The sequence below is a fragment of the Imhoffiella purpurea genome (assembly GCF_000585215.1).
Classification (GTDB): Bacteria; Pseudomonadota; Gammaproteobacteria; order Chromatiales; family Chromatiaceae; genus Imhoffiella; species Imhoffiella purpurea.
Genome location: NZ_AONC01000040.1, coordinates 69,052 through 88,706, shown reverse-complemented (window position 1 = coordinate 88,706; position 19,655 = coordinate 69,052). Strand labels below are relative to the sequence as shown.

Here is a 19,655-nt window from a genome sequence, read left to right as displayed (position 1 = left end):
GGTCGAGGTGGTCGCCCTGCTGGAGCGTCTGGCGGGCCGCGAGCTCGAGACTGGCGGCGGATCGCACTCGAGATCATGAGCGGTGCGGCATCTAGAGGAATCGATCGCCAATGAGCACGCAACAACATGTCCACGCTGGGCCCGAAACGGGCGATGACGGTCCCGTCGCGCCTCCGCCCGGATCGATCGCGGTCCTCGCCCTGACCCGTGGCGGAATCGCGCTGGGGATGCGATTGACGGAAGCGCTGCCGGGGGCGGTGCTCCATGGCCCGGCCGCGCGCCTGGCCGAGCATGGATCTCGGACGACCGCGTTGCCGGAGCACTGCATCGGCTTTGCTGGACCGGTCCGGGAGCTCATCCCGGGACTGATGCAGGGGGCGCACGCCCTGGTCGCGATCCTCTCGGTGGGGGCGACCGTGCGACTCGTCGCCCCCTATCTGCGCGACAAGCGGACGGATCCAGCGGTGGTGGCGGTCGATGAGACCGGTCGTTTCGCGGTGCCGATCGCTGGGGGCCACCTGGGGGGCGCCAATGCGCTGGCGCGCCGGATCGGTTGTCTCCTGGGGGCCTGGCCCGTCGTCACCACCGCATCGGATGTGCTGGGTACCCTGGCCGTCGATCTGCTCGGGAAGGAATTGGGCTGGCAGCTCGACGCCAGTCATGACGATCTGCTCAGGGCGAGCGCCGCGATGGTCAACGGCGAACCGGTCGCACTGGTGCAGGAAGCCGGCCGTGCCGACTGGTGGCAAGGCCACGCCGGAGGTCGGAAGGGTCCCCTGCCACCGAATCTGGAGCGACTCGAGGCGCCGAGCGCTCTGGACCCGAAGCGGCATCGCGCCCTGCTGTGGTTCGCCAGCCATCACCCAAGGCTCCCGTGCGTCGCGGGATTCGCCGGTCCGGTCGTCCGCTATCGTCCGCCCCCAGGCAACGCCGGAGCGATCGGCGAGATGGCCGACGAGACGGCGGCCTCCAGCGGTCTGGCGCCGCCGGGGGGCTCCGCCGGCCGCTCGAGCGCCGGTAAGCTCTTCCTGGTCGGTCTGGGTCCCGGGGCGGTCGAACACATGACGGTGCGCGCCCGCGAGGCGATCGCCGAGTCCGATACCCTGATTGGCCTGACCACCTATCTGCGCCTGATCTCGGGGCTCAGTGCAGGCAAGCGCATCATTCCGAGCGGTATGACCGAGGAGCTCGCCCGCGTGCGTCAGGCTCTGGAGATGGCTCGTGCGGGGCATCGGGTCGCCCTGGTCTCCTCTGGCGACAGTGGCGTCTACGGCATGGCCGGCGCCGCCTTCGAGGTGCTGAGCGAGGCCGAGTGGACCGCTGGCGCCGATGTCTCGGTCGAGGTCGTTCCCGGCACCACGGCCATGATCGCCTGCGCGGCACTGGTAGGGGCTCCCCTCGGCCATGATTTCTGCGCCATCTCGCTCTCCGACCTCCTGACCCCCTGGCCGCTGATCGCCCGTCGGCTCGCGGCCGCCGCGGCCGCCGACTTCGTCATCGCCCTCTACAACCCCCGCAGTCACCGCCGGACCGCACAGATCGAGGAGACCCGACGTCTGCTGCTCGCGCTACGCCGCCCCGATACCCCGGTTGCCCTGGTGCGGTCCGCCTATCGTCCGGAGCAGCGCGTCCTGATCTCCACGCTGGGAGCGTTTGATGCCTGCGAGATCGACATGCAGACCACGGTCATGATCGGCAACAGCCGGACCCGGGCTTGCGGCGGATTCCTGGTGACGCCACGCGGATACGGAGACAAGTACGACCTGGAAGATGGCCGCGCCCGGCCTGGCGAGCGCGGCGGTCGCTCGTTGGGTGGCGGTCTGGAGACCTGGCTCGTCGAGACCCGATCGAGTGCCGAGAGCGATGCCGAGCTGGCCCGGCGCTTCGGCTTGCCGGTCGAGTATATCGCCGCGGTGCGGGCTACCATAGGAGGCTATCCGACTTAGGCCCAGGAGACTGCAAGCTCGGACAGTAGTCTCCTAGGCCTGCTCGGGATTGAGCGCAACCCTGTCGGGTGATGGCTAAGGTATCTATGGACGATAACGAATCCCAGCACACGCGTAGACAAGGGTGTCTTATTGGAGCCTCCAACGTGGGGGCATGACCGAGGTCCCACCATGACAGTCGATCTATCCGAGATCTGTACCCGGCTCGGCATCAACCCCATCGCGCCGCCCCAATTGACCATCGGTGGCGTCAACACGCTGGAGCTGGCCCGTGAGACAGATCTGTCTTTTGCCGAGCGATCCGACCAGGCGATCGCCGTGGGTGCCAGTCACGCCTCGGCGGTGCTGGTGCCTCCCGATTTTCCCGAGCTTCCGGGGCCGATTCTGCTGCGGGTATCCAGCCCCCGCACAGGCTTTTTCGCGATCGCGGAGCTCTTCGTTTCCACGCCGGAGGGATGCGGTATCCATCCGAGCGCGCTCATCGATCCGCAGGCCGAATTGGGCAAGGACGTGGCCGTCGGCGCCTGCGCGGTGGTCGCCTCGGGGGCGCGTGTGGGTGCGCGCTCCATCCTCGGCGCTGGCGTCTATCTCGGCCCCGAGGCGACCCTGGGCACAGACTGCCTGATCGAGGCCAACGTGACGATTCATCGGGATAGCATGCTCGGTGACCGCACCATCGTGCACTCGGGATCCGTCATCGGCTCGGACGGGTTCGGCTACGTCTGGGATGGCGGCGCTCACCGCAAGGTGCCCCAGCTCGGACGGGTCAGGATCGAATCGGACGTTGAGATCGGCTGCAACTGCTGTGTCGACCGGGCGACGCTTGGTGAGACCCGCATCCGCCGCGGCACCAAGATCGACAATCTGGTTCAGATCGCACACAACACGGACATTGGCGAGCACGTCATCCTCGTCGCGCAGTCCGGGATAGCCGGCAGCAGCCGGGTGGGGACCGGGGCAGTGATCGCCGGACAGGTGGCGATCTCCGATCATGTCAGCGTAGGCAACGGCGCGCGGATCGGCGGCCAGTCCGGCGTCACCAAAGACATTCCGGCCGGTGCCGAGGTATTCGGGACCCCGGCGCGGCCGCTTGCGGATACCCTTCGGGAGCTAGCGGCGCTTGCCAGGCTGCCCGCATTGCTCAAGCGTATCAGGCAACAGGAGCGCCAGATCGAAGACCTGACACGGCGCTTGGCTGCCCTGGAGCAGCGAGCCGGTCGACGGGATAGTCCGCAGTCCGCGCCCGTCATCCGTTCCGGCGACTGGGTGACGGTAACCGCCGCGCCGCGGTATTTGCGAAAGCGCCGGTAGCCGGCGCTCGATAAAGCGGACAACGTCGCCCTGGGTCAGCAGGTCCCAGGCCTCGTCGATGATGACGAGCTTGGACTGCTCGCGCTCGTCTAGATACATGGCCTGCTGGATCTGATAGATCAGCTGAACGGACGTGTCACCACGCGTCTGAGTGGGTCATTTTGATGGCCAAAAATGGATCAGTTCCCGTGGCCATTGACAGCACTGATCCGACTTGAATCCGGACAGCCGTTCGCACACGTATCGCGATGCGGGATAACCCAAGTAAGCTGCCGACCTTTTGCGACTGCAACGAGGAAGGCTCATGCCAAGAGAACGGTTATCCATGCGAAAGATCCATGAAATCCTGCGCCTGAGATGGGGCGCGCAGTTGTCGTTGCGGGCCTTCCGCTTCCTCGAGGAGCGCACCAATCTGGTCTTCATCGGACCGCCCGGCGTCGGCAAGACCCATCTGGCCATCGGCATCGGCCTCAAGGCCCTTCATGCCGGCTACAAGGTGCTCTTCTTCACTGCACTGGTCTTGGTCGAAACCCTGGAGCTCGCCGAGATGAAAGGCGATCTGAAGAAGAAGATCGCCAGCCTGCTCAAGTTCGATTTGCTCATCATCGACGAGCTCGGCTACCTGCCGATGAACCGCCAGGGGCTCTACAACCGCTTCCCTCAGCATTCAGAATTTGGAATGTAACAGCGTGCTTGATCCGCGACTTGCCGCCCTGCTCAGTCTGCAGCGGCGCCTCCTGTCGTTCGGCAGCAAAAACACTAATGAGAAATCATCTCATTTGTGTTTACGGCATGAGATCTTTAACATATCCCTACATTCGCATCCAGATGAGGCCTTCATGCCACAGCCAATCGCCTCGTTCTTTGCCGCACATCGCCCCGTGCTCCTCGACACCGCGCGTCACTTCGCCCCGATGGATCAGGCTGAGGTCTGGGTCGATGAGTGCCGGGCCAGTGTGCCGACGGCGATGGTGCATCCGCTCCACAACTTCGCCTTCTATCGCCTGATGGACCTGGCCGGTGCCGACCTGGGCCGGGACCAGGGCGATGCGATGTCGCTACAGCATTTTCGGGTGTTGCGCCAAACCCTGGAGTACTTGCCTCCGCTCGATCAACAGGTTTGGGCGTGGATGCGGCTGGACGGCTTGAGCTACGCGGACATCGGCAAAAGACATCATCTCGGCGAGACCGCAGTCGCCAATCGCGTCAAGCACCTCCTGTTCTGCGCCAGCGACGATCTGCGCTTGGCGGCCGACGGGCACGGCGAGCCCCATGGCCTACCGCGGCTATTCGCCCATGCGATGAAGGGCCGCCGCCGCGTCGTCCATCATGAGGCGCTGAACTGGTTCGCGCGGCTGGCCACCGACGAGATCGCACCCAGCGATTCGAACGCGTTCCACCAATGGGTCTCGCGGTCCCCGCAGCACGTGCTGGCTTACCGCCCGGCTCGGTGCGCTCTGGGCCGACCCGAGTCTCGACGTGCTTCTGCGACGGGTGGCTCGACAGTTTCCTGTACCGGTGCGAGAGCACCTCCAACAACGCACTTCGAGAGATTTTCAATGAGCAAGATCGGCATTTTTTACGGCAGCGCCTCCGGCGTCACCCAATCGGTGGCGATGAAAATCCGCACGCGTCTCGGCGAAGACATCTGCGACCTCTACAACATGGAGGAAGATTTCGATGACGTCGACGACATGCTGAAGTACGACTTTTTGCTCTTCGGCTGCTCGACCTGGGGGGCTGGAGATGTGCAATCCGACTGGCGCGATCCGCTGTTCGAGATGTCCGTCGACAAGCCCGATTTTTCCGGCAAGACCATCGCCCTGTTCGGTGCCGGGGACTGCGTGGATCACGGCGAGCATTTCGTCAGTGCGCTGGGGATCCTGTACGACGACTTCACCAGATACGGTGCGACCCTGGTGGGCGCGATTCCCACCGACGGCTACACCTACAAGAATTCCTTCGCCGAGCGCGACGGCAAGTTGGTGGGTTTGGCCTTCGACGACGTCAACGAAAGCGGCAAGACCCAGGGACGGCTCGACACCTGGATCGAGGCCATCCGCGCACACCTCCCTTCATCCGAGGCCCAGACCGAGGCCGCGTAGCGAGCCGCATAGAACCCTCGACAGACTTCGAGCGGATTCGCACCCACATCGGCGCGCCGCCCCGCAGTTCGACTGGGGAGGCGGAACGCCATCGGAGGCGCCATCGCCCTCCCGGTCGTCCGAGACCACCCCCGCCCCTCCGCAGCATTACGCGGGAATAGCATCAGTAGTGAAATCGAAGTTGGGCTAGAAAAACCGACTCGCCTTCCACTTTATACACGCAACGGTGTTCGTCGTTGATTCGCCTCGACCAGTAGCCGGACAGCGCATGTTTCAAGGGTTCCGGTTTGCCAATCCCTTCATGCGGTGAACGCTACAACGAAGATGACAGCGCACCACCTGGCACCGATGGCCCGCACCCCGCGGACTCGTGCCGCATAGGGGCCTTGGGCTCACTCAAACTACGTTATATCATTACATTTTGATTCGATCAGATAGGCTCGATCCGAGCCGATAGATTAGTGAGGCCCCTATGACTCTGTGCTGCAGTCCCAACAGAAATTGGCCATCGGTCGCAACCATTGCACTCATCGGCAGCGTGGGTCCGGCGATCATGGCGGTACCGCGCGCCAGCGCCGAAACCGGGTTCGCCGAGTACACCGAACTGGATGTCATCGAGGTCACCGCAGGCGTTCCCACGCCGGGCGACCCGCGTCTGCAGGCAGCCAATATCTCGGTCCTCACGGGCGAGGAACTGCGGCGCCGCGAGCGCTCTACCCTGGGCGAAACGCTGCAGGAACTGCCCGGCGTCGACTCGATCACCGCGGGCAATCAGGTGGGCAAGCCGGTGATCCGCGGCTTGAGCGGCTATCAGGTCCAGGTGCTGTCGAATGGTATGAGTGTCGACTACCAGCAATACGGCGCGCGCCACCCGCCGAACATCGATCCCTTCCTGGCCGAGCGGATCGAGGTGGTGCGCGGTGCCTCCAGTCTGCTATACGGATCGGGCGCGCTCGGCGGTGCCATCGACGTTCAAGGGCCGGCCTTCGACTTCAGCGGCGACGGTACCCTGCAAACCAGCGCCGACACCCTGCTCGTGTATCACAGCAATAACGATCAATGGGATGCGGGCCTGAAGGCACGCGCCAACAACGACATCCTGAGTCTCTATACCGGTCTCATCCGCCGCTCGGCCGGCGATCTCGACACCCCGGATGCGGCGACCGCACCAGGCTCGGGCGACCCCACCGATCCCAAATTCACCGGCCGCCTGCCGCACACGGATTTCGACCAGGCCAATGCCCAGTTCGGCATGGGACTCATGACCGGCATCGGCGAATTCGACGTTCGCATCAGCCAGTGGAACGACGAGAACAATTATCTCCTGCCGACCGGAAAAGGCATCGGGCTCTGGCTGCGCAACGACGAGGTGCAGGTGTCCGGCGATCTGCCGCTCGCCTCCGGCTGGACGCTCAACCCCACCCTCTCATGGCAGAACAATCTGCGTCGCGCCAACTCCGAGGGACGCACGCGAGAGCAGGGCTATGACGGCACCGTCCATCTGGAATTCGATCTCTATCAGGCACGCCTCGAGGCCATGCACGACGCCCTAGGCCCCTTCGATGGCGGCACCCTCGGGATGGAGTACGCGCACAAGACGCAATACTCGCGCGGCACCACGGTACTGGCACCGGGTGGAGAGGTCAGCAATCTTGCCTTCTTCCTTTTCGAGAGCAAGGACATGGGTCCCCTGACCCTGCAGACAGGACTGCGTCATGACTGGCACAGCGTGACGGCCGACGCGAGCAAGACCAGCGGCGATCTGGGCTTCCCGGGCCGGGTCACGCACGATTACAGCGTGCTCAGCGGATCCCTGGGAGCCGTCTACAGGCTGACGGACCGTCTGGCCCTGGCGGGCAATCTCGCCCGAGGCTTTCGCGCGCCGAGCCTGTTCGAGCTCTATGCCGACGGCGTGCACGGCGGCGTCGCCGCCATTCAGCAGGGCAACCCGGACCTGGACGCGGAGAAGTCCTTGAACCTGGATCTCGGGCTGCGCTGGCAGTCGCCCCGCTTGCGGGCGAGCGCGACCCTGTATCGCAACAGCATCTCGGACTACATCTATCTGCAGGACACGGGCGAAGCGCGCGGCAACCTTCCCGTCTTCGTCTACCAGCAGGACGACGCCCTGCTGACGGGCCTCGAACTCGAGGCGCACTGGGATCTGACCGATCGCCTGGAACTGTCCGGGGCACTGGAACTGGTGCGCGGCACCAACGACCGCACCGACGAGGATCTGCCCCTATTGCCGGCGGATTCGCTGCGTCTCGCCGCCACCTACCGCTTCGACGACCGTGGTCCGATCCGCGAGCCCTACCTGACCCTGAAGGTCCGGCACAACGCCTCCAAGGATGCCGCACCCGGCGAGCCCTTCGCCCAGTTCGACGACATGCCGTTCGGTACCGCCTCCACCGATGCCTACACCCTGATGGATCTGGAGGCCGGCATCGCGCTGCGGGCATTCGGCAACCGTCTCGCACGACTCGATCTGACGGTCAGCAACCTGTTCGATACCGAATACCGAGACTTCCTGGATACCTATAAGGGCTATACCCTGAGTCCCGGCCGCGACATCCGTCTGAGTCTGAACGTGCCCTTCGGCGGCTAGCCTCGGCATCTTGAGCGCATCGCGCGCCTGATGCGTGCCCTGCTCTAACGGCTGCCGTTCCTGGTGATCGCGAGCGGCTATCCGATCTCGACCGTCGACGGCCGGTCGCTCGACATCTTCGGCCTGCTCCACATCCCGGCGACCCTGACCGGATTGCTGAGCCAGGCCGAGCTGGCAGGCGACGTCCTTCTCGTCCTCGCCATCGCGCTGGTGTCCCTGGCCGGGATCCATACCCTCGCGGAACGCATCAAAGTCCGTCGACGGGGCTCTTCACCGGCAGGACCCCAGGCCGGTTCATGACATGCGTATAGATCATGGTAGTCGAGACGTCCGCATGGCCGAGCAGTTCCTTGACCGAGCGAATGTCATAGCCGTCTTCGAGCAGATGGCTCGCGAAGCTGTGACGCAGCGCATGACAGTTGACCCGTTTCGCGATCCCGGCGGACTGGGCCGCCTGCTTGACAGCACGCGGCATCCCGGACTCGTCCAGATGATGTCGGCGGACTTTGCCGCCCTTGGGATCCGTGGCCAGCTTGGGGCTGGGAGAGACGTACTGCCCGATCCATTCGCTCGGCGCATGCGGAGACTTGAGTGCCAGCGCATCGGGCAGGAACCCCTCACCGACACCGGCCGCGAGATCCTCATCGTGCAGGGTGCGGACGGAGCGCAAATGGGAGCGCCAGCAGCCGCTTGTTGCGCACCTTCCGACCCACGCGGGCCATCAGGACGTTGTGCCGGACCGTGTCGAAGAATTTCGCCAGGTCCAGGTCGACCGCGATGCGGAAACCGTCGCCGATATGGTCTTGTACCTGCCTCAGTGCTCCATGGGCGGAGCGCCCTGGTCGACCAAATCGCCGGGAGCGATTTTGAGCCACCGCAGGCGTCCTCAAAGGGCGCGTGTCATAGATGGTGCGCGAAAAGCTGAAGCTCGCATCCGAGAACTCTGGATCGAAGATCGGCCCCAGAACTTGCGCGATGGCTTGTTGGATAACGCGATCCATCATCGTCAGGATGCCGAGCAGACGCTCGCCACCGTTCGGCTTGAGAATCGTCACCCGTCTGACCGGCTGTGGCCGATAGGTGCCCTCGCGCAGGGCTTGGCGGATCGCCGGCAGGCTCGAACGTGCAAACTCGGGAAAGTCCCGCCCGTCGCGCTGTCCGGGTCACGGTGAGGACGACGTCATTTGCCGGATGCGGCTCGGCGAGCTCATCGTCGACTTCATGCCCACCGATGCCAGCATCCTGGGGTTCACCAATCGCTGGTACGGCCGGGCATTGAAGACCTCGCAGACCTACCGGCTGGACCACGATCTTTGCATCAACCTGCTCGACCCCGTCTACTTCGTCGCCACCAAGCTGGAGGCATTCAAGGGACGGGGCAACGAGGATCTCCTGCGCAGTCACGACCTGGAAGACATCCTCACACTGGTGGATGGACGCAAGGCGCTCGGTGACGAGATCGCCTCGGCCGACCGGGACGTCAGTACCTACATCGCCCAAGAATTCGCCCGCCTGCTGCGGCATCCAGACTTCGACTACGCCATCGCCGGAAACATCACCGATCCTGGCCGTGCCGACATCGTCTGGGAGCGCTGGCGGCGCATCGCTCAAGAAAACGAACAAGGCAGCCCATGACCGATCTTTGATGCGCTCGCACTGGTCATCGCGCAGGGCATGGCGGCGTTGTGCTATCTCGGCTCTCCTCCGCGCCTCCCCCCAACACCCGCCAAAGATCTTCCCGTTCGGAACAGGATTCTTCCTGTTTCGAGTAGGCCGCCCTCCGCCCGAAAAGTGAATATGTCTCAGATGCATTCTCACTCATGAGGCTCGCGGCGCCGGCCCCCGGCCCCCGGCCCCCAGCGCCCGACCGACTCACGACCGAACGGAACCCACCATGTCTCCGACCGAAGGACTCTCCATTCGTGGTCTCGCCAAGACCTATCCCAACGGTATCGCGGCCCTGCGCGGCATCGATCTCGAGGTGGCGCCCGGACTCTACGGGCTGCTCGGCCCGAACGGTGCCGGCAAGAGCACCCTGATGCGCACCCTGGCGACGCTGCAGACGCCCGATCGCGGCGAGATCCGTCTCGACGGGATCGACCTGCTCGCCGAGCCCGACCGGGTGCGCGGCCGTCTCGGCTATCTGCCGCAGCAGATCGGGGCCTATCCGGGCGTCACCGGACGCGAGCTGCTGACCCGCTTCGCCTGGCTCAAGGGCCGCACCGAGCGCCGCGAACGACGCGCCGAGATCGCGACCCTGCTCGAGCGGGTCAACCTCGCCGAGGCCGCCGACCGGGCGGTCGCGACCTATTCGGGTGGCATGCTGCGCCGTTTCGGCATCGCCCTCGCCCTGATCGGAGCGCCCCGGCTGCTGATCGTCGACGAGCCGACCGCCGGGCTCGACCCGGCCGAGCGCAACCGCTTCCATCGCGTGCTGGCGGACGTGGCCGCCGAAGCGGTGGTACTGCTCTCGACCCATATCGTCGAGGATGTCGAGAACCTCTGCTCGCGGGTCGCCATCCTCGCCGAGGGGCGCATCGTCGCCGAGGGCACGCCCGCCGAGCTCACCGGACGGCTCGCGGACCGGCTCTGGTCGCGGGTCGTGCCGCGCGGCGAGACGCCGCCCCCGGCCGTGCATCTCTCGGCCGTCCCAGGCGGCACCCTGGCCATCCTGGAGTCGGACCGGGCGCCGGACGAGCGCTTCGATGCCCATCGGCCGCGGCTGGAGGACGCCTACCATGTGGCGCTCGCCGGTGCCGGCGTCCTGGAGGCCGCGGCATGAGCCCCTTCTGGCACGAGGCGCTCGACGAGCTGAGGGCCGGGCTGCGCAGCGGGGTCGTCGCGCTCATCTTTCTGGTGCTCGTCGGCTATCTGCTGATGGTGCTCGCCAATTCGGGCTATCTGCGCGACATGGGCGCGGTCGACATCCCGCGCAACGCGCCGAGCCTGGTCTATCTCATGACCTCGGGCGACGCCTTCTTCCTCTTCTTCGCCTGGGCCTGGGTCTTCGCCCAGCCGATCCTGCGCGACCGCTCGGCGCGTCTGAACGAGCTGGTGCTGACCGCGCCCATGCCGCTGTCCGGCTGGCTGACGGCCCGCTTCATCGGGGCGCTCGGGGTCGCGCTGCTGGTCGGCAGCTCGCAGATCGTCGGCTTCCTGGCCGCGCCCCTGCTGGAATGGATCGGCGCCGTGCCGCCCGGCTCGGTCGCGCCCGCGCCCTGGGCGGCGTTCGCCTGGGCCTGGCTGGTCTTCACCCTGCCCCTGGCGCTCGGCGCCGGCTCCCTCTATTACCTGGCGGCGATCCGCACCCGGGGGCTGGCCGGCCCCTTCGCCGTCGCCGCCGCGCTCATGACCTTCTGGATGGTCTCCATGATCGTGCTCAAGGGCGCGGACGCCAGTCCCTTCCTCGCCACGCTGCTCGATCCCTCCGGCTTCGCCGAGGCCGAGCATCAGGTCGAGCACTGGACGCCCCTCGAGAAATCCACGGCCCTGCTGGCGCCGACCCCGGCGCTGATCCTCAGCCGCCTGCTCTGGTGCCTGGTGCCGCTCGCCCTGCTCTGGATCGGGATCCGACGCGCGACGCGGGAGTCGCTGATCCTGGAGCAGGCACCACGAAGGGCCACCGCGAGGACGAACCGTGCGACGCGGACCGGATCGGCGCCCATGTCCCTGCCCGGTCCAGTGACCGGACCCTCCTGGTGGCGCGCGTTGATCGCCGAATCGCTCTGGCAGCTCGGGCAACTGCTGAGGCGGCGCGGGCTCTGGGGCGCGCTGGTCTTCCTGACTCTGCTCGCCGTGGTCGGCGCCTTCTTCCATGTCGTCCAGCACGCCGACGGCCCCTTGGTGCCGCGTCCCGAGCTGGTCGCACCGCTGCTGACGGAGCTCTTCTTTCTCATCATCGCCTTCGTCGTCGCCGGACTGGTCGGCACCACGATGCGGCGCGACGACCAGATCGGTCTCGGCGAGATGCTGGACGCAGCCCCGGCCCCGGAGGGCGTGCGTCTGGTCGGACGGCTCGTCGCGGTCGGGGCTCTGACCCTGATCCTGGCGCTGGTTCCGGGTGCCGGCACCCTGATTACGGCTGTGTTGACGGATCCGCGCAATCTGGATCTCGCCCTGCCCCTGGGCCACCAGGTCCTGGTCCTGTTCCCCGCCCTGCTCGAGCTCGCCGCCGTCACCGTCCTGCTGCACGCGGCGATCCGACGTCCCGGTCCGGCCTATGCCGCCTCGGTGCTCGCGGCCTTCGTGATGGTGGTCAACTTCGAGTCCGAGCTCGTGTCCTATCCGCCCCTGCAGATCGGCATCCCGGTCGGCATCGCACTCTCCGGGCTCACCGGATTCGCCCCCTGGATGGAGCAGATTCTGGTATCGGGCGGCTTCAAGCTGACGCTCGTCATCCTGCTGCTGGCTCTGGCCGCGAGCCTAGCCCCGCGCGGAACCGACGCGGGCCGGAACGTCCGCTGGCGCGCCTTCCGCACCCGTCTCAGCGGACCGGCCGGCCAGGTGGCGGGCGTAGCGCTGATCGCCCTGATCGGACTCGCCCTGCTGCTCCATCAGCGCTACCGGGTCGAGGGCAGCTACGAGACGCTCGCCCAGACCCAGGCCAAGGACGCCCGCTGGGAGGCGCATTGGCTGTCCTCGGCGGCGCCCTTCTCGGTCGCGGGAGGGTCGGTCGATCTGACGCTCGATCCGGACGCGCGCATGCTGCGGGGCCAGTGGACGCTCGATGGGGTGCGGACCGACGAGGGCATCCTGCATGCCGAGCTGCCGGATGGATTCCAGTTGGAGAACGCCACGGTCGAGGGACGACCGGCGGCGACCATCGTCGAGGAGGATCATCTCGCCGTGCGTCTCCCCTATTGCGGCCCGTCCGGATGTCGTGTCGCACTGCTTTGGTCGCAAGCGGTGCGCGGCTGGAACGACGAGGATCGTCCCGCCTGGCTGCTGCCCAATGGCTTCTGGCTGCACGCCGCCGAGGTGCTGCCCAGGCTCGGACTGGATCCGGACCGGGTGCTGCGCGTCCCCGCCGAACGGGCCGCGCTCGGGCTCTGGCCCGATGCCGAGCTGCCCGAGTATCTCGCCACCCTGTCGAGCGGGGCCGCGGCGCCGGCCGGCGACTGGCGCTGGAGCCTTCGGATCGCTGGCCGGAAGGATGTCTCCGAACAGGGAGGGACGCTCGACGGACCGCTGGATTTCGCCGCCGTCTGGGCACCCGAGGCAGGGCGCACCGAGCTGAACGGCGTCGTCTATACCCAGGATCCGAGCCGAGCCGACGCGACCGTCACCATCGCCGAGGACCTGACCGAGATGCGCACCTGCGTCGCACGACGCCTCGGCGCCGCGCCCGAGGTGCGGCGGGTGATGCAATGGCCGCGCGGGCTCGGGGACTCGAGCCTCGCGGGCGACAGTCTGATCCTCGCCGAGGATCCGCACTGGGACGTCGCCGACCAGGGCGTCGGACGCTGGAAGCGCCGCGCCGCCATCGCGACCGAGCTCGCCCGCCGTCAGATCCGCGATGACGCCGATCTGCGCCAGGGTCCGGGATCGCCCTGGCTCGCCGAGGGCGTCCCGGGCGCGGTCGGACTGCTCTGCGTCGCCGAGATCGACGACGTCGAGGCGCTGACGGCACTGCTCGCGCGCGGCGCCGACGCCACCACCCAGGCGCTCGCCGGCAGCTCGGATCCGGTCGGCCCGCTGTGGGCGGCCACCTCGGACGGCTGGGCGGGCGACTATGCCCCGCTCGCCGCGCTCGACTGGACCGCGCGCCAGACGCCGGAACAGCTCGCCGGGCTGCTCGCCGAGATACGTGGAAGCCAGGATCTCGGAGACACGATCGCCGCCCATCTCGGAGAGGCAGCCGGTACGCTCCTGCTGGGCGTGCCCAATACGTCCGACGTGCATGTCGCGGACGGCACGGGCGAACGCTGGAGCTGGCTGGACGGCGGCTGGCGGCCCGACGACACGGACGCCGAGGCCTGGCGCTACCGGATCGCATCCTCGGGACTGACGCTGGAGCCGGGAGACGGGACGCGCGAGGGTTCAGGCGTGGATGAGAGGCCGTTCCTCGTCCTCGATGCCTGGGCCGGATACGAGCGCGCGCCGGAGGACAATCTGGAGTTGGGGCCGATTCGTTGAACCGCATGGACCAGATCGCCACCATGCCGGTCAGGGGTTGGGCCAACTACCTGACGGCAGCAACATTCGTCAGGGAAGACATTCGCAACAGATGCTCCAAACATCGGGATGCTTCTCGCGAAGCACGCAGAATGGATCCATCGTCTTCCCTGCGCCATGAAGGCACCAGGCGATCAAACCGTGATCGTCGGCCGCTCGCAGTCGCTCGACCAGGTAATCGAGATTCGGGTTGGCGTCATCGATTGCGTCCGCCGTGATCTGGACGAGACGTCGATAGGTACGCAGATAGACTCGCGCCAGGGCTTCGCGGCGATCGAGTTCGAGAATGGCAACGGTTGAGTCGCCCTTGCGGGAGAAGGCATTCTGCTCGATATCGAAGCGAGGGACGATATTCCCGGTCTCGGGATCGAAATCCAGGTGTTGCCAAGGATCCTCGCTCGTAGGATCGAGCAGCAACGGATCATCTGTTTCGTCCAAAGGGAATCGAGTCCCCTTGAGCCGCCCGCACTCAGTACAGCAGAGCAGTAGATTTCGCCAAACGAACATCTGCTCGGGGTAGTGGCTCTTCGGCCAGAAATGCTCGATGTCGCTGCCGTGAGAATCCTCGCAGTACATGCAGCGCTCTGTGTCACCGGCCATTTCCCTGAGCGTCTCCTCGGCGGCTCGAACGGCTCCCGATCTTCGAGCATTGTCCCAAAACCGTCTCGGTACGAAATTTGGCTCCGCGCGCAGCCTGTTTGCCTTGGCTTGCCTTCGCAGTAACGCAAATGCCGCTCCCGGTGGCAGCGGTAGGCGTCCTATTCTCCGCATCGAGCCCTACAGGTCTTCCTCGATTTCAAACATATCGAGCTGCCGAAAGGTTGCGGCCTCAGCATCGGTCCATTCCGCCCCGGTGCGTTGTTTCGCGCGTAGCCTCGCGCGCGTCGCGCGGGCTTCCACCGCACGAGGCGAGCGCGTGTTGCGCAAGCCAAAAGCCGGTGTGAGCAGGATGGTATCCGGTCGCCCGGCAACGACCTTCCGGTAGTCCTCCTCGCCGAGCGCCTGCGGCCGTTCCGGTGCGCCAGGCTCTGGCAGAACGAAGAGCCCATTCGGATCTGCCGCTTGGCAAACCAGCGGGCTGTGCGTGGATACGAGAAATTGCATCCTGGGGAAGTGACGCTTGAGCCAGAAGCCGATCTCACGCTGCCACTCAGGATGCAGATGGGCATCGATTTCATCGATTAGGACGACTCCGCTGCGGGCGATCACCGTCTTGCCGTCTCGGGTCTCGGTCAAGCCTTGGAGGCCGTAAATCTTGATCAGATGACGCACGATATCGGTCAGCAAGGCGAGTGCGGCACGATAGCCGTCGCTCATCTCTTCCCACGACAGCCGAGTTCCGTTCCGGTCGCGCAACCACAATCCATCGGAATCGACACCATCGATAACGATCTGATTGGGTAGCAAGTCATCCGACAGGATGCTCAGCAGCAGATCCAGCTGCTCCTCTGCGTCTCTGTTTCCTTCGAGTTTCTTGTGGCTCAGTGTCCGCAGCCAGACATCCACCTCGGCGAGCGACGCGGCTTCCTGAAACATCGTCACGAAGCGCTCGGAGGCCGGCGAGACCATCGCCCTCGTCGCCTCTGGCGATGCGCCGAAGACCCGCCTGAACGGACCATAGCCGCAACTGAACCAGCCGGTCGCCTTTTCCGACCAAATCGTGCGAGCCGGTGTCGAATAGGTCTTTGGCGTTCCATCGGGCTTGATCGAGCGAACAGCGACATCTTGACTTCCTTGCTCCAGTCTGAGCTCCGCTGGGAAGGCACCGCCACGCCGGCGCCCTTCTCCCGTCATCCCGTCATCGTCTGGATTGCCGGTTATCGTCAGCTGTATCGAAGCCCAATCCTTTTCCGAGCCATCCTTGATCCAGCCACTGAAACTTGGCTGTAGCGCTCGCGCCGTCTCCGCACCCGTAAGACCGATCGCGACGGCCCTGAGCAGTGTGCTTTTTCCGGAACCGTTGTCGCCGGTAAAGACAGTCCAGCCGGCATAGGAGCCGTCCGGGCGCGTCAGATCGAAATCGAGCTCCGCGAATCCGCGGATATTTCTGAGGAAGATACGGGTGATGTACATGAGACTAGGGTCGCTCGTTGACGCGACATGGCGAAATTCGTCCGGAACGCGATCAGCGTCGGAAACGACGAAGATTGCTGCCAGTGCTTTTTTCTCCGACCGCTATTTGACCACATGAGCCGACGGGTGGTGCAAATCAATGTTCCGCATCTCCCCAGCGATTGGCGGTGGAAATGAGCAAGGCTCGCAGGGCTTTTTGACTGACCAATGGGTTTAGATTCAGAGTGCCAACGGCATTTTTTAAAATGCACATATGTGCGTTTCTGATTGCGAAATATCAGGGTATTTACGTCGGGATTGGGTCGATACTGCAGCCGTGTTCAGCGCCCGAGGCGCTGCACTGGAGTCTTGGGGTTCCGACCTCTGTCGAACGCCAAGACGATGATTCAGGCCAGTGGACGCAAGAGCCGACTCAGGCAACAGACGTCCACGATCGAAGAGGAATGTCAGATGCCGATGAAAGACGGAACCGGACCAAGCGGCGCAGGACGTGGTCAAGGTCAGGGACAGGGTCGCGGACGCGGCCCCTGTGGTGGCGGCGGTCGCGGTCGCGCGGGACGCGGCGGTGGCCAGCCTGGACGAGCCGCCGGTGAAGCCGGATTCAGACAACGCGGATCCGATGCCCCTAACCTGGCCAGTTCGCTCAGCCGCGAAATCGCACGCTTGAGATCGAGGCTCGCTCGGTTGGAGAATGGAGCCATGCCCCAACCTCTGGAATAATCCCGAGTATTCGGCTCCATTTTCAGAACTTGACGGAAAGCCTCGTGTCGTCCAAACCAAAGATCAAAGAACTGCTGGTCGAAAGCGCCTGCGAACACAACAAGAGCAAAAAGGGATCCTGCAACGCCCCCACGCCGGGGGCGACCACAGGCGGCTGCGCCCTCGACGGGGCGCAGATCGCCCTCTTTCCCTTTGCCGATGCCGCCCATCTGATCCATGGACCCATGTCCTGCGTCGGCGGGGCCTGGGAGACGCGCCTGACGCCGACCAGCTGGTCCGGGCGCGATCTGACCCAGACCGGTTTCGCCACCGACATCAATAACAACGATGTCGTCTTCAGCGGCGAGAAGAAGCTGGCAGCAGCCATCGACCATATCGTTGCGAATTATGCGCCCGAAGCCGTGTTCGTCTATTCGACCTGCGTCCCCGCCATGACCGGTGACGATATCGACGCCGTCTGCAAGCAGAAGAGCGAACAGCACGGCACCCCCTGCGTGCCCGTGCATGCCCCGGGGTTCGTCGGCGCCAAGAACCTCGGCAGCCGCATCGCCGGAGAAGCGGTGCTGAAACACCTGATCGGGACCAAGGAGCCGGAGGAGACGACCCCCTTCGACATCAACCTGATCGGCGAGCACAACAACACCGGCGAGCTCTGGCGCTATCGCCATCTGCTCGAAGAGCTCGGCATCCGCGTGCTCTCGACCTTCAGCGGCGACGGCCGCATCGCCAGCATCCGCACCGCCCACCGGGCCAAACTCAATGTGATCGTCTGCGCCAAGTCCCTGGTGTCCATGACCCGCAAGATGCAGGAACAATACGGCATCCCCTGGATCTCCTGTTCCTTCTACGGCAAGACCGATACCTCCAAGAGCATCCTGGCCATCGCCGAGGCCCTGGGCGATGCCGATCTGATCGAACGCACCCGCGCCCTGATCGCCCGCGAGGAGGCCCGGCTGGAAGAGAAGTTGATCCCGTACCGCGAGATCTTCGCCGGCAAGAAGGCGGTGCTCAACACCGGCGGCAACAAGGCCTGGTCCATCGCCTCGGCGCTGCAGGATCTGGGGATCGAGGTGGTAGCGACATCGGTGCGCAAGTCGACCGAGGCGGACAAGGCCAAGGCGCGCGAATATCTCGGCGAGAACGCCATCCTCATGACCAGTCCGGCGACCCAGCAGGCGAAGGTGATCGACGACACGGGGGCCCATCTGCTCCTGGCCGGCGGGCGCTCGCTCTACACCGCGATCAAGAAGCGGATCGCCTTCACCGACGTCAATCAGGAGAAGAAGAAGAGCTACGGCGGCTACGACGGGCTGCTGGTCCTCGCCGAGGATCTCAAGAACTCGCTGCAGAATCCGGTCTTCGAACTGGTCGACAGGAAGGCACCATGGCAACAGTAAGACGCAAATCGGGCAAGCCGCTGCAGGTGAACCCGCACAAACTCTCGCAACCGATGGGGGCGACCCTGGCGTTCCTGGGCGTCGACCGCTGCATGCCCCTGATGCACGGCGGCCAGGGCTGCGCCAGCTTCACCAAGGTGATGTTCACCCGTCATTTCTGCGAGCCCATCGCCCTGCAGACGACCGCGGTGAACGACGTGATCGCCGTGCTGGACGGCGGCGACTACAGCATCCTCGAGTCGATCAAGAACATCCACGACAAGGTCGCCCCCGAGCTGATCGGCGTCCATACCACCGGACTGACCGAGACCAAGGGGGACGATCTCCGCGGCGTCGCCAGCAAGATCGACGTGCCTCTGGTCTACGTCAACACCCCGGACTATCAGGGCGGTCTGGAGAGCGGCTGGACCCTGACGACCCAGGCGCTGATCGATCAGCTCACCGAGCCCTGCGACCGGGTCGATGCCCAGAAGATCGTGCTGGTCCCCCATGTCAGCCTGCAGCCGATCGAGGTGGAGAAGCTCCGCGACTTCATCGAGTCATTCGGCTTCAAGGTCGTCGCCGTCCCGGATCTTTCCTCCTCACTCGACAATCATCTGGGCGAGAAGCAGGCGTCCCTGAGCAGCGGCGGTGTCACGGTCGCCGAGCTCAAGCAGCTCGCGGATGCGGCCTTCGTCGTCACCCTCGGGGCCTCCGTCAAGCCCGTCGGCGCGACCTTGCAGAAGAAGAATCCGGCCATCCAGCACCGACACTTCGATCATGTGAACGGTCTGCAGGGAACCGACGCGCTGGTCGCCTGGCTGCTCGAGACGAGCGGCCGGGACACGCCTCCGCCGGTGGTGGAACGCTGGCGCAAGCGGCTGCAGGACGCCATGCTCGACAGCCATTTCTCCATCGGGCAGACCCGTTTCCTGCTGGTCGCCGAGCCGGATCATCTGGCGTCCATGGCCGCCTCCCTGCGCGAGGTGGGCGGCAAGGTCGCCCTGGCGATCTCGACGGTCGACTCGCCCATCCTCGGCGACATCGAGGCGGACCAGGTGATCGTCGGAGACCTCGAGGATGCCGAGAAGATGCGCGACGCCTACGATCTGATCATCGGCAACTTCCACACCGAGGCCCTGGCCCATCGCGTGGCGAAAAAGGCGGTCATGCGCGGCTTTCCCAATTACGAAGAGGTCGGGATCGCTCTGAAGAACGACCTGCTCTACGAGGGCGGCGCCTATTTTCTCTTCGAGATCGCCAATGCCGCCGAACGCATGAGAGAAGAGCTGGTCCACCACGAGCGCGAGCGGATCAAGCTGCAAGGGGCCGCCTGACGCGGATC

General features: G+C 65.3%; 13 protein-coding genes and 3 pseudogenes. 10 read left to right on the top strand and 6 right to left on the bottom strand.

The features are described from left to right. Nucleotides 1-110: 110 nt before the first annotated feature. Together cobJ and lpxD are read left to right on the top strand one after the other, a co-directional pair. Nucleotides 111-1,946 carry a precorrin-3B C(17)-methyltransferase gene (gene cobJ, locus D779_RS21755; protein WP_081763512.1) on the top strand — a complete coding sequence of 612 codons (1,836 nt, stop codon included), beginning with the start codon at nt 111-113 and terminating at the stop codon, nt 1,944-1,946. A 171-nt stretch (nt 1,947-2,117) separates the two neighbouring features. Continuing rightward, nucleotides 2,118-3,257, top strand: a complete 1,140-nt coding sequence (lpxD, locus tag D779_RS13450; protein WP_043754832.1) for a UDP-3-O-(3-hydroxymyristoyl)glucosamine N-acyltransferase — start codon at nt 2,118-2,120, stop codon at nt 3,255-3,257. Here the strand turns inward: lpxD and D779_RS21750 are convergent. Continuing rightward, nucleotides 3,206-3,386 (bottom strand): annotated as a pseudogene (locus D779_RS21750) (TraG/VirB4 family ATPase); the annotation flags it as partial. The gene lpxD and the pseudogene D779_RS21750 sit on opposite strands and share 52 nt — an antisense overlap. Before the next feature lie 196 nt (nt 3,387-3,582). Here D779_RS21750 and D779_RS13445 point away from each other — a divergent pair. Further along, nucleotides 3,583-3,942: an ATP-binding protein gene (locus D779_RS13445; protein ID WP_269747390.1), complete on the top strand. Its 360-nt coding sequence runs from the start codon at nt 3,583-3,585 to the stop codon at nt 3,940-3,942. Nucleotides 3,943-3,946: 4 nt separating this feature from the next. Then, nucleotides 3,947-5,362, top strand: a complete 1,416-nt coding sequence (locus D779_RS21745; RefSeq protein WP_157726402.1) for a flavodoxin — start codon at nt 3,947-3,949, stop codon at nt 5,360-5,362. A gap of 163 nt (nt 5,363-5,525) precedes the next feature. Here the strand turns inward: D779_RS21745 and D779_RS21740 are convergent. After that, nucleotides 5,526-5,675 (bottom strand): annotated as a pseudogene (locus D779_RS21740) (Txe/YoeB family addiction module toxin); the annotation flags it as partial. Nucleotides 5,676-5,915: 240 nt separating this feature from the next. Here D779_RS21740 and D779_RS13435 point away from each other — a divergent pair. After that, complete coding sequence (locus tag D779_RS13435) at nt 5,916-7,967, top strand: TonB-dependent receptor plug domain-containing protein (RefSeq protein WP_232424182.1); 2,052 nt, start codon at nt 5,916-5,918, stop codon at nt 7,965-7,967. A gap of 247 nt (nt 7,968-8,214) precedes the next feature. On the opposite strand, the pseudogene D779_RS23145 reads toward D779_RS13435, so the two are convergent. Together D779_RS23145 and D779_RS13420 are read right to left on the bottom strand one after the other, a co-directional pair. Continuing rightward, nucleotides 8,215-8,646, bottom strand: a pseudogene (locus D779_RS23145) (tyrosine-type recombinase/integrase); the annotation flags it as partial. After that, nucleotides 8,609-9,022, bottom strand: a complete 414-nt coding sequence (locus D779_RS13420; protein ID WP_043754828.1) for a reverse transcriptase family protein — start codon at nt 9,020-9,022, stop codon at nt 8,609-8,611. The gene D779_RS13420 and the pseudogene D779_RS23145, both read right to left, overlap by 38 nt. Nucleotides 9,023-9,158: 136 nt before the next feature. On the opposite strand from D779_RS13420, the gene D779_RS13415 reads away from it, so the two are divergent. The 3 genes from D779_RS13415 (at nt 9,159) to D779_RS13405 (ending at nt 14,102) form a co-directional block, all read left to right on the top strand. Beyond that, a complete protein-coding gene (locus D779_RS13415; protein ID WP_198295719.1) occupies nt 9,159-9,602 on the top strand; it encodes a hypothetical protein in 444 nt (147 codons plus the stop codon). A gap of 259 nt (nt 9,603-9,861) precedes the next feature. Next, entirely contained in the window at nt 9,862-10,749 is an 888-nt protein-coding gene (locus tag D779_RS13410; RefSeq protein WP_043754826.1) for an ATP-binding cassette domain-containing protein, read from the top strand. Further along, a complete protein-coding gene (locus D779_RS13405; protein WP_043754823.1) occupies nt 10,746-14,102 on the top strand; it encodes an ABC-2 transporter permease in 3,357 nt (1,118 codons plus the stop codon). The genes D779_RS13410 and D779_RS13405 overlap by 4 nt, the downstream gene beginning before the upstream one ends. A 69-nt stretch (nt 14,103-14,171) precedes the next feature. Here D779_RS13405 and D779_RS13400 read toward each other — a convergent pair whose 3' ends face one another. Both D779_RS13400 and D779_RS13395 read right to left on the bottom strand, forming a co-directional pair. Next, nucleotides 14,172-14,912 (bottom strand): retron system putative HNH endonuclease, encoded by a 741-nt coding sequence (locus tag D779_RS13400; protein ID WP_269747389.1) that lies wholly within the window; start codon nt 14,910-14,912, stop codon nt 14,172-14,174. 6 nt (nt 14,913-14,918) lie between these two features. Further along, on the bottom strand, nt 14,919-16,214 hold the full coding sequence (locus D779_RS13395) for an AAA family ATPase (RefSeq protein WP_043754820.1): 1,296 nt from the start codon (nt 16,212-16,214) through the stop codon (nt 14,919-14,921). A 764-nt stretch (nt 16,215-16,978) separates the two neighbouring features. Here D779_RS13395 and nifE point away from each other — a divergent pair. Together nifE and nifN are read left to right on the top strand one after the other, a co-directional pair. Then, nucleotides 16,979-18,331 (top strand): nitrogenase iron-molybdenum cofactor biosynthesis protein NifE, encoded by a 1,353-nt coding sequence (nifE, locus tag D779_RS13390; RefSeq protein ID WP_081763524.1) that lies wholly within the window; start codon nt 16,979-16,981, stop codon nt 18,329-18,331. Further along, a complete protein-coding gene (gene nifN, locus D779_RS13385) occupies nt 18,319-19,647 on the top strand; it encodes a nitrogenase iron-molybdenum cofactor biosynthesis protein NifN (protein WP_043754816.1) in 1,329 nt (442 codons plus the stop codon). Before nifE ends, nifN begins: the two co-directional genes overlap by 13 nt. The last annotated feature ends 8 nt before the right edge of the window (nt 19,648-19,655 follow it).